The following is a 10,499-nucleotide window of genomic DNA, read 5'->3' as shown; positions in this document are numbered from 1 at the left end:
GGCGAGGACATTGATCTTGATATGGAGGAAGGTAGCTACCGCTGATGAGGACCGCGGAGGTCAAGCGACGGTTCCTGGCGTTTTTCGAGGCGAACGGACACACCGTGGTGCCCAGCGCACCGCTGCCGGCCATCGACGACCCGAACCTGCTGTTCGTCAACGCCGGCATGGTGCAGTTCGTGCCGTTCTTCCTCGGCCAGCGCACCCCGCCGTATCCGACCGCCACCAGCATTCAGAAATGTATTCGCACGCCGGACATCGACGAAGTCGGGATCACCACCCGGCACAACACCTTTTTCCAGATGGCCGGCAATTTCTCATTCGGCGACTATTTCAAACGCGAGGCCATCGAGCTGGCCTGGACATTGCTGACCAACAAAGTCGCCGACGGCGGCTATGGGCTTGATCCGGAAAAGATCTGGGCCACAGTATATTTCGACGACGACGAAGCTGTGCGGTTGTGGCGGGAGATCGCGGACCTGCCGGTCGAGCGAATCCAGCGCCGCGGCATGGCCGACAACTATTGGTCGATGGGCATTCCCGGGCCGTGCGGCCCGTCCTCGGAGATCTACTACGACCGCGGACCGGAGTTCGGTGTCGACGGCGGCCCAGAAGCCAACGAGGACCGCTACATCGAGATCTGGAACCTCGTGTTCATGCAGAACGAACGCGGTGAGGGAACCAGCAAAACCGACTTCGAGATCCTGGGTCCGTTGCCGCGCAAGAACATCGACACCGGCATGGGCGTCGAGCGGGTCGCGTTCCTGCTGCAGGGCGTGTCCAACGTCTACGAAACCGACCTGCTGCGTCCGGTTATCGACGTGGTGGCCCGGCGCGCACCACGCGGGTATGACGTCGGCAACCACCACGACGACGTGCGCTACCGGATCATCGCCGACCACAGTCGCACCGCAGCCATCCTGATCGGCGACGGCGTCGGTCCGGGCAACGACGGCCGAGGATACGTGCTGCGACGACTGCTCCGGCGGGTGATCCGCTCGGCCAAGCTGCTCGACATCGACGGCCCGATCGTGGGCGAACTGATGGCCACTGTCCGCGACGCGATGGGTCCGTCGTACCCGGAACTGGTCACCGACTTCGACCGGATCAACCGCATCGCGGTCGCCGAGGAGACAGCGTTCAACCGCACCCTGCAATCGGGTTCACGACTGTTCGAGGAGGTGGCCGGCGCGACCAAGGCATCCGGGGCGACCGTGCTGTCCGGCTCGGACGCCTTCACGCTGCACGACACCTACGGATTCCCGATCGAGCTCACCCTCGAGATGGCCGCCGAAGCGGACCTGCAAGTCGACGAGCTCGGGTTCCGCGAGCTGATGGCCGAACAGCGTCGCCGGGCGAAAGCCGATGCCGCCGCGCGCAAGCACGCGCACGCCGACCTGACTGCGTATCGCGAACTGGTCGACGCCGGGCCGACCGAATTCACCGGATTCGACGAATTGACTTCGCAAGCACGGATTCTCGGCATCTTCGTGGATGGCAAGCGGGTGCCGGTGGTGGCCCACGGTACCGAAGAGTCGGCGGGCGCCGAGCGCGTTGAACTCGTGCTGGACCGCACGCCGCTGTACGCCGAGTCGGGTGGTCAGGTCGCCGACGCCGGCAACATCAGTGGCACCGGCTCCAGCGCGACCGCCAAGGCCGCGGTCACCGATGTGCAGAAGATCGCCAAAACCCTGTGGGTGCACCGCGTCAACGTGGAGTCCGGCGAGTTCGTCGAGGGCGACACCGTCGTCGCGGCCGTGGATCCCGACTGGCGCAAGGGTGCGACCCAAGGGCACTCGGGGACCCATATGGTGCACGCCGCCCTTCGGCAAGTGTTGGGCCCCAACGCTGTTCAGGCCGGCTCGCTGAACCGCCCAGGCTATCTACGATTCGACTTCAACCGACAGGGCGCGCTGAGCGCTGAGCAGCTCAGCCAGGTCGAGGAAGTCACCAACGAGGCGGTGCAGGCCGACTACGAGGTGCACACCTTCCTCGAGCAGCTGGAAAAGGCCAAAGCAATGGGCGCGATGGCGATGTTCGGCGAGGCCTACCCGGACGAGGTGCGTGTGGTCGAGATCGGTGGGCCGTTCTCGCTGGAGCTATGCGGTGGAACCCATGTGCACAACTCGGCGCAGATCGGGCCGGTGACCATTCTCGGCGAGTCATCGGTGGGCTCCGGTGTGCGCCGGGTCGAGGCCTACGTCGGTCTGGAGTCGTTCAAGCATTTGGCCAAAGAGCGCGCGCTGATGGCCGGACTGGCTTCGTCGCTGAAGGTGCCGTCGGACGAGGTGCCGGCCCGGGTGGCGAACCTGGTGGAGCGCCTGAAGGCCGCGGAGAAGGAAATCGAACGCAACCGGCTGGCCAACGCTCGGGCGGCTGCCGCAAACGCTGCCGCGGGGGCGCAGCACATCGGTAACGTCCGTCTGGTGGCACAACGGATGTCGGCCGGCATGACGGCCGCCGATTTGCGCTCGCTGGTCGGCGACATCCGCGGGAAACTCGGCAGCGACCCGGCCGTGGTCGCTCTGATCGCGGAGGGCGAAGGGGACAGCGTGCCTTACGCCGTCGCCGCCAACACCGCAGCCCAGGATCTCGGCATCCGGGCCAGCGAATTGGTCAAGCAACTCGCGGCAGCGGTCGACGGTCGTGGCGGTGGGAAGGCCGATCTCGCGCAGGGGTCGGGGAAGGATTCCTCGGGCATCGATGCGGCGCTCGATGCGGTGCGCGCAGAGATAGCAAGGGTCAGCTGAGTGGACTCCTCGCATCGCTTGCCGGACCGGCCCGGCAGCGACGATCCCGGAGCTGGGCGGCGCCTCGGTATCGATGTGGGCAGCGTGCGTATCGGCGTTGCGAGCTCCGACCCCGACGGCATCTTGGCCACGCCGGTGGAAACTGTCCGCCGCGACCGCTCTGCCAAGCATGTGCGGCGGCTGGTCGAGCTGGTCGCCGAGTTGCACGCGGTCGAGGTTGTGGTCGGACTACCCCGAACGCTGGCGGACCGCACCGGTCCGTCCGCGCGTGACGCGATCGAACTGGCCGAGGTGCTGGCCAGCCGGATCGAGCCGATACCGGTGCGGCTGGCCGACGAGCGGTTGACCACCGTCAGCGCGCAGCGCTCGCTGCGCCAGGCCGGGGTGAAGGCCAAAGGCCAGCGTAGGGTCATCGACCAGGCGGCGGCAGTCGCGATACTGCAGGGTTGGCTCGACGAACGCCGTGCGATGTTGCCCGGGGAGGTCAACGGTGTCTGACAGCCGGGAGCGCGCTCGGCCCGTCGCGGTCGGATCGCATCGTCGAGCCCGTTCTCGTGCCGATCGTCTCCGCGCCGAGCGGGAAAGTCGTCGACGGCGCACCACCCGCGGAATCCTGCTGAGCCTGTTCATCGGCGTGGTGGTGGCGGCGGTGTTCGTCGGCTCAAAGATGTGGCACACCTTCAGTCCGCAGAACGATTTCGCCGGTGACGGTAAACAGGACCTGGTGGTCCAGGTGCACTCCGGGGACTCGACCACGGCGATCGGCGAGACGCTGCACAAAAAGGACGTCGTCCGAACCGTCAAAGTGTTCCTCGAGGCTGCGCAAGGCAACCAGGCGATTTCGGCCATTCAGCCCGGTTATTACCGGCTGCGCACCGAGCTTCCGGCGGCCGCGGCAGTCAAGGCGCTCGCCGATCCCGGGAGCCGGGTGGGCAAGCTGGTCCTCCCCGAGGGCGAGCAGCTCGATGACACCTCGGACGTCAAGACCAACGACACCACACCGGGCATCTTCAGCATGATCGCGAAGGCCAGTTGCGTCGAGCTGAATGGCGACAAGCACTGCGTCTCGGTCGACGATTTGCGCATCGCGGCCGAAAAGACCCCGCTGGCTTCGCTTTCGGTGCCGCCGTGGGCCGTCGCGTCGGCCACCGCGATGGGCGACGATCACCGCCGGATCGAGGGCTTGATCGGGCCGGGCACCTGGAACGTCAACCCGTCCTCGTCTCCGCAGGAAATCCTGGAGTCACTGATCAGCTCCAGCGCGCAGCAGTACGCGAATTCGGGCCTGCTGGATACCGCCACCGCGATGAACATGTCGCCGTACAACATCCTGGTGGTCGCCTCGCTGGTGCAGCGGGAGGCCAAGCCGCAGGACTTCGCGAAGGTGGCTCGGGTCATCTACAACCGGCTGGCTGAGCACCGCAAGTTGGAGTTCGACTCGACGGTGAACTATCCGCTGGATCGCCGCGAGGTTGCCACCACCGACGGCGATCGCGGCAACACCACGCCATGGAATACCTACGCCGCCGACGGATTGCCCGCGACGCCGATCTGTTCGCCGAGCACCGATGCGCTCAAGGCGGCCGAACATCCAGATGACGGCGACTGGCTGTATTTCGTCACCATCGACCCTCAGGGCACGACGTTGTTCACCCGCGACTATCAACAGCATCTGGCGAACATCGAGTTGGCCAAGCACAACGGTGTCCTCGACAGCGCGCGGTAAAAAGGCGGCGGTGCTCGGTTCGCCGATCGCACATTCGCGCTCGCCGCAACTGCACATGGCCGCCTACCGAGCGCTGGGCCTGGATGGCTGGACCTACGAGCGCATCGAATGCGGTGCTGAGGAATTACCAAGCCTGGTAAGCGAATTGGGCCAGGAATGGGTTGGCCTGTCGGTGACGATGCCCGGCAAGTTCGCTGCGCTGCGGTTCGCCGACGAGCGCACCGAACGGGCCGAGCTGGTCGGTGCGGCCAACACATTGCTGCGAACACCGAATGGGTGGCGGGCCGACAACACTGACATCGACGGCGTCACGGGTGTACTGGGCGCCGCAACCGGCGGGGCGGTGGTCGCCGGCTCCGGTGGCACCGCCCCGGCGGCGATTGTTGCCCTGGCCGAACTGGGCGTTACCGAGATCACTGTTGTCGCACGCAATCCGGACAAGGCCGCCGGGCTGGTCGAGCTGGCTGATCGGGTCGGCGTCGCGGGTCGGTTCTGCGACCTCAACGGCGGCGCGGTCACCGATGCGATCGCCGCCGCCGGAGTATTGGTCAACACCCTGCCCGCTGACGTCGCGTCGCATTACGCGGAGTTCTTCGCCGGCGCGCCGGTGCTGCTGGATGCGATCTACGACCCCTGGCCGACGCCGCTGGCCTCGGCGGTGAGCGCCGCGGGCGGTCGGGTGATCAGTGGGCTGCAGATGCTGTTGCATCAGGCCTTCGCGCAGGTCGAACAATTCACAGGGCTGCCCGCGCCCCGAGCGGCGATGGCGGCCGCTCTGGATTAGCGTGCCGCGCATGCGGATCGCGGTTGGGCTGTTGTGGATGGCCGTGCTCGCTGCCTACGACGTTCGCCAACGCCGATTGCCCAACTGGCTCACCCTCCCGGGATTCGCTGCGATCGTGCTCGTCGCGTTCGAGTCGGGCCGCGGTGCGGCCGCCTTATTGGGTGCCGCAGCGCTGAGCGTGGTCTACCTGCTGGTGCACCTGGTGTCGCCCGCCGCGATGGGCGCCGGGGATGTGAAGCTCGCGCTCGGGCTGGGCGCGCTGAACGGATGTTTCGGCGTCGACGCGTGGTTGCTCGCGGCGATCGGGGCGCCGGTGCTGACGGCCGTGATCGGCATCGTGGCGCGGTGGGGCTGGTCGGCGGTGACGGTGCCGCACGGCCCGTCGATGTGCGCGGCCTCTGCTGTGGCGTTGGCGGTGATCCAGCTGCCGTAAACCCGGAATTGGCAGCGTCTGGCAGTGCCGTTACTGGAGTCGGCAGCGGGTCCGGCCGGACGATAGGGCTATGACAAGCACAACGATTTCACCCGCGACCGATACATCACGCCGGCGATCCCTTCGCGCCGACCTCACCTTCTGGACCGCCGCGGGCGCCGTCGTCGCCGCACTGAGCCGACCGCTGGGGGACTCGTGGCATGCGCCGCGCGCGGTGCTACTCGACGTCGGGTTGGCCTTCGCCGTGTTGGGGCCGGTCCTGCTGCTAGTCGTGAACCGGATGCGCCCGACACGTGGGCTGGTGGCCGGATTCGTGGCGACGAATTTCCTGCTGGCACCGGTTACCGCGGCGGCGGCGTGGTTCGACTGGCTGGGGCTGAGCGCCGCGGGCAACTGGGCGCTGGGCGACGCAGCAGCGGTCATGCTGGTGCTGGGCATCTGGCAGTACACCGCGCTGCGCTCGTCGCACCGCGAAAGCTGAGCTGTGTCAGGCCGCGGCGGAGCTGCGGCCTTTCAGCGCGGTACGCAATCCATAACGCTTCCCACCGATTTCGCGCGGCTCCTCGTCGGGAAACTTCCTCTCGGAGTGGGTTTCCGGCGCATCGTCGCACGTACGACGTAGCCAGTCGTTCGGCAGCGCGAGTTTGAGGATGGTCCAGAAGGATTGCCAGTACTGGCGCAGCAGCGGCCCGGTTGTGTAAGGCAGGTCGTACTTTTCGCACACCTCGCGTACCCGGACACTGATCTCGGCGTACCGGTTGCTCGGTAGGTCGGGGAACAGGTGATGCTCGATCTGGTAGCACAAGTTCCCACTCATGAACGCCATGATCGGGCCGGCGTTGAAGTTGGCCGAGCCCAGCATCTGACGCAGATACCACTCGCCGCGAGTTTCCTCTTCGAAGGCTTCCTTGGTGAATTTCTCTGCGCCGTCGGGGAAGTGGCCGCAGAAAATGACCATATAGGCCCAGTAATTACGAATGAGGTTGGCGATGGCGTTGGCTTTGAGCGTGTGCTTCCAATTGGTCCCGGACAGGGCGGGGTAGACGAGATAGTCCTTGCTGGCCTGCTTACCCATCTTCTTACCCATGATGCGCAAGTCTTTTCTCGCCTCGGCCCAGGTCTTTTCTTTCTTGCGGATCTTTGCCGACTCGATGTGGTGTAGCGCGACACCCCACTGGAAGAGCGTGCCCAGCAGCAGGTTGTAGATCGGGTTGCCGATCATCCACGGCGCCCACGGCTCGTCACGCGTGACGCGCATGATGCCGTAGCCCACGTCGCTGTCCAGTCCGACGACGTTGGTGTACTTGTGATGCACGAAATTATGCGAGTGTTTCCACTGCGATGACGGGCAGGCGGTGTCCCATTCCCATTCGGTGGAGTGGACTTCGGGATCGTTCATCCAGTCCCACTGACCGTGAATGATGTTGTGGCCCAGTTCCATATTCTCGATGATCTTGGCCGAAGCCAGGGTGGTGATACCGGCCAGGCGGGCGATCCTGCTGCTGCTGGCGAACAGCGCCAGGCGGCCGAACGCCGCGAGCCCGCGCTGCAGTTGGATGGCGCGGCGGATGTATCGCGCGTCGCGTTCGCCGCGCGACTCCTCGACGTCGGCCCGGATCGCGTCCAGTTCGGCCGCCAGATCTTCGACGTCCTGAGGACTCAGATGTGCGTAAGCCTTGATATCGGTGATAGCCATCGGTGCTGGTCTCCTGTCAAACCTTGATGGTGCAGTTACCGGATGCGGTTGAAATGCATGTCTGTATTCGATCGCCGGCCCCGTGCTCCTGGCCGGACCGAACGTCGCGAATGTGGCCGTCCTCCAACGGCAGCACGCAGGTCTGGCAGATCCCCATTCGGCAGCCGAACGGCATCTGGATTCCCAGCTTCTCGCCGGCTTCCATAATGGATGTCGCGCCGTCGATCTCAATCTCTTTGTCGGAGATCGCAAATCTCACGGTGCCGCCTTCACCGCCCTTGTCGGTGGCGGCGATGTTGAACCGTTCCATATGCAGTGCGTCGTCAATGTCATTGTCCTGCCACACCTGCTCGACGGCGTCGAGCATTGCCGAGGGGCCGCACGCCCACGCCGAACGATCCCGCCAATCGGCGACGATGTCGTCGAGTTCGTTGAAATCGACCTTGCCATCTGTCTCGGTGAGTTGCAGATGCAGCCGGTAGCCGCGCTGCTCCTTCTCGATGTCACGCAATTCGTCGTAGAAGATCACGGCATCCTTCGACGGCGCGGTGTGCAGGTGCACGATGTCCGGGAACTGCCCGCGCGTTCGCAACGATCGCAGCATGCCCATGATCGGTGTGATGCCGCTGCCGGCCGTGATGAACAGAAGCTGATCCGGCGGCGGGTTGGGTAGCGCAAAGTCACCTTTGGCCGACTGCAGGCGAATGATGGTGCCGGGTTCGACGCCGTTGACCAGGTGGGCGGACAGAAAACCCTCCGGAGTGGCTTTCACCGTGATCGAGATCTCGTGCTCGCCGCGCTCGGGCACAGAAGTCAACGAGTAGGACCGCCAGTGCCATTTGCCGTCGACACGCAAGCCGATACCGACGTATTGCCCGGGGCGGTAGTCGCCGGAGAAGCCCCACCCCGGCCGGATGACGACGGTGGCCGTGTCCTCGGTCTCCGGTTTGACCGCGACGATCTCGCCACGCAGTTCGCGCGCCGACCAGAGCGGGTTGAGCAACGACAGGTAGTCGTCGGGCAGGAGCGGTGTTGTCGCGCGGGTAGCCAGCCCGCGGACCATGTTCACCCACGATCCCGATGCGGAATCCACGTCTTTCGCCGGCGACTTTGCCCAACGCTTCAAGCTTCGTAGGGGCGTTGTCAAGGGGCCTGCCTTCCGTCGTGAGCCCATGTGAGCTGCCGTGACTGTGGTCACAGATCGGCGTACCCTACTGCGGAGTAAGTTAATCGCAGACCATCGTTAATGTTTCCTGTGCGATCGGATCGGACCGGACTCCGCGGCACCCGTCGTCTGGCCGGGAGCCGCGCCTGACGCTTTAGGCGACTACCTATCCGTCGTGGGAAGATGGGACTCGTGTTGCGTTGGACTACTGCTGGTGAATCCCACGGCCGAGCGTTGGTGGCCGTGGTCGAAGGCATGGTCGCCGGGCTGACCGTCACCTCCGACGACATCGCCGACCAGCTCGCCCGTCGTCGCCTCGGCTACGGCCGTGGTGCCCGGATGAAGTTCGAGCGCGACCAGGTCACCGTGCTGGCCGGGGTGCGCCACGGCGTCACACTGGGCGGGCCGATCGCCATCGAGATCGGCAACACCGAATGGCCGAAGTGGGAAACCGTGATGGCTCCGGACCCGGTTGACGCCGCGGAGCTGGAGGTGGCACGCAACGCGCCGTTGACCCGGCCCCGTCCCGGCCATGCCGACTACGCGGGCATGCTCAAGTACGAGTTCGACGACGCCCGCCCGGTACTCGAGCGGGCCAGCGCCCGCGAGACCGCTGCCCGAGTGGCGGCCGGCACCGTCGCCCGGCAGTTCCTGCGGCAAGCCCTCGGCGTCGAGGTGCTGTCCCACGTCATCTCGATCGGCGACTCGGCGCCGTACGAGGGTCCGCCGCCGCAGCCCGGTGACCTCGCGGCGATCGACGCCAGCGGCGTGCGGGCATTCGACAAGGCGGCCGAAGAGTCGATGATCGCCGAGATTGAAGCCGCCAAGAAGGACGGCGACACTCTGGGCGGCGTTGTGGAAGCCGTCGCGGTCGGATTGCCGGTCGGGCTGGGCTCTTTCATCAGCGGCGACAACCGGCTGGACAGCCAACTCGCCGCCGCCGTAATGGGCATCCAGGCGATCAAGGGCGTGGAAATCGGGGACGGGTTTGCCACCGCGCGCCGGCGTGGCAGCCGCGCCCACGACGAGATGTACCCGGGTCCTGACGGCATCGTGCGCTCGACCAACCGGGCCGGCGGCCTGGAAGGCGGCATGACCAACGGCGAGCCGCTGCGGGTACGCGCCGCGATGAAGCCGATTTCCACCGTGCCGCGCGCGCTGGCCACCGTGGACATGACGACCGGCGACGAGGCCGTCGCGATCAATCAGCGTTCGGATGTCTGCGCGGTGCCGGCCGCCGGCGTGGTGGTCGAGACGATGGTGGCGCTGGTGCTGGCTCGCGCCGCACTGGAGAAGTTCGGTGGCGACTCGCTGACCGAGACCCGGCGCAACATCGAGGCCTACCGGCGGTCGGTTGCCGAGCGGGAACCGGTCACCGAAGTTCGGGCGTCCGGGTAACCCTGATGGCACCCAAAGCCGTATTGGTGGGACTGCCGGGATCGGGTAAGTCCACAATCGGACGACGGCTGGCCAAGGCCCTCGACGTCAGCATGCTCGACACCGACGCGGCCATCGAGGAGCGGACCGGACGTGCCATCGCCGACATTTTCGCCACCGACGGGGAACAAGAGTTCCGTCGCATCGAAGAAGAGGTGATCCGGTCGGCGCTGGCCGAGCACGACGGCATCCTGTCGCTGGGCGGCGGTGCCGTGACCACTCCAGGTGTGCGCGCCGCACTGGCCGGACACACTGTCATCTACTTGGAAATCAGTGCGGCCGAAGGGGTTCGGCGGACCGGCGGCAACACCGTCCGGCCGCTGCTGGCCGGACCGGACCGTGCCGAGAAGTTTCGCGCGCTGATGGATCAGCGAGTTCCGCTCTACCGAAAGGTCGCCACGATCCGGGTGAACACCAACCGCCGCAATCCCGGCGCCGTCGTCCGCCACATCGTGTGCCGCCTGAACGACCCCGGACCGGCCGGCACCGCGCGCAGTCGCCGCCGCCC

At 66.1% G+C, this 10,499-nt stretch carries 10 protein-coding genes; 8 read left to right on the top strand and 2 right to left on the bottom strand.

Features of this window, described 5'->3' with window-relative positions; all coding sequences use genetic code 11:
• The first annotated feature begins 44 nt into the window (after window positions 1–44).
• The 6 genes from alaS (at window position 45) to WAO18_RS23535 (ending at window position 6,174) form a co-directional block, all read left to right on the top strand.
• Entirely contained in the window at window positions 45–2,750 is a 2,706-nt protein-coding gene (gene alaS / locus WAO18_RS23560) for an alanine--tRNA ligase (protein WP_422208642.1), read from the top strand.
• A complete protein-coding gene (gene ruvX / locus WAO18_RS23555; RefSeq protein WP_422208641.1) occupies window positions 2,751–3,248 on the top strand; it encodes a Holliday junction resolvase RuvX in 498 nt (165 codons plus the stop codon).
• Window positions 3,241–4,476 carry an endolytic transglycosylase MltG gene (gene mltG / locus WAO18_RS23550; protein WP_422208640.1) on the top strand — a complete coding sequence of 412 codons (1,236 nt, stop codon included), beginning with the start codon at window positions 3,241–3,243 and terminating at the stop codon, window positions 4,474–4,476. Before ruvX ends, mltG begins: the two co-directional genes overlap by 8 nt.
• Window positions 4,454–5,260, top strand: a complete 807-nt coding sequence (locus WAO18_RS23545; RefSeq protein WP_422208639.1) for a shikimate dehydrogenase — start codon at window positions 4,454–4,456, stop codon at window positions 5,258–5,260. Before mltG ends, WAO18_RS23545 begins: the two co-directional genes overlap by 23 nt.
• A 10-nt stretch (window positions 5,261–5,270) precedes the next feature.
• Entirely contained in the window at window positions 5,271–5,693 is a 423-nt protein-coding gene (locus WAO18_RS23540; RefSeq protein ID WP_422208638.1) for a prepilin peptidase, read from the top strand.
• Window positions 5,694–5,763: 70 nt separating this feature from the next.
• Window positions 5,764–6,174: a hypothetical protein gene (locus WAO18_RS23535; protein ID WP_422208637.1), complete on the top strand. Its 411-nt coding sequence runs from the start codon at window positions 5,764–5,766 to the stop codon at window positions 6,172–6,174.
• 6 nt (window positions 6,175–6,180) lie between these two features.
• On the opposite strand, the gene WAO18_RS23530 is transcribed toward WAO18_RS23535, so the two are convergent.
• Both WAO18_RS23530 and WAO18_RS23525 read right to left on the bottom strand, forming a co-directional pair.
• Entirely contained in the window at window positions 6,181–7,389 is a 1,209-nt protein-coding gene (locus WAO18_RS23530; RefSeq protein WP_422208636.1) for a fatty acid desaturase family protein, read from the bottom strand.
• Between the two features lie 16 nt (window positions 7,390–7,405).
• Window positions 7,406–8,563 (bottom strand): ferredoxin reductase, encoded by a 1,158-nt coding sequence (locus WAO18_RS23525; protein ID WP_422208644.1) that lies wholly within the window; start codon window positions 8,561–8,563, stop codon window positions 7,406–7,408.
• Between the two features lie 183 nt (window positions 8,564–8,746).
• Between WAO18_RS23525 and aroC the strand changes: the two genes are divergently transcribed.
• A complete protein-coding gene (gene aroC, locus WAO18_RS23520) occupies window positions 8,747–9,952 on the top strand; it encodes a chorismate synthase (protein WP_422208643.1) in 1,206 nt (401 codons plus the stop codon).
• Between the two features lie 5 nt (window positions 9,953–9,957).
• On the top strand, window positions 9,958–10,499 hold a 542-nt coding region (locus WAO18_RS23515; RefSeq protein ID WP_422208635.1), incomplete at its 3' end, for a shikimate kinase.

The organism is Mycobacterium sp. (genome assembly GCF_049278535.1).
Classification (GTDB): Bacteria; Actinomycetota; Actinomycetes; order Mycobacteriales; family Mycobacteriaceae; genus Mycobacterium.
The sequence above is the reverse complement of the archived record's forward strand: the minus strand, read 5'-3'. Positions and strand labels throughout refer to the sequence as shown.

Coding starts and splice junctions, on each gene's coding strand:
- alaS (WP_422208642.1), top strand. CDS start 45: ATGAGGACCGCGGAGGTCAAGCGACGGTTCCTGGCGTTTTTCGAGGCG.
- WAO18_RS23540 (WP_422208638.1), top strand. CDS start 5,271: ATGCGGATCGCGGTTGGGCTGTTGTGGATGGCCGTGCTCGCTGCCTAC.
- WAO18_RS23535 (WP_422208637.1), top strand. CDS start 5,764: ATGACAAGCACAACGATTTCACCCGCGACCGATACATCACGCCGGCGA.
- WAO18_RS23530 (WP_422208636.1), bottom strand. CDS start 7,389: ATGGCTATCACCGATATCAAGGCTTACGCACATCTGAGTCCTCAGGAC.
- WAO18_RS23525 (WP_422208644.1), bottom strand. CDS start 8,563: ATGGGCTCACGACGGAAGGCAGGCCCCTTGACAACGCCCCTACGAAGC.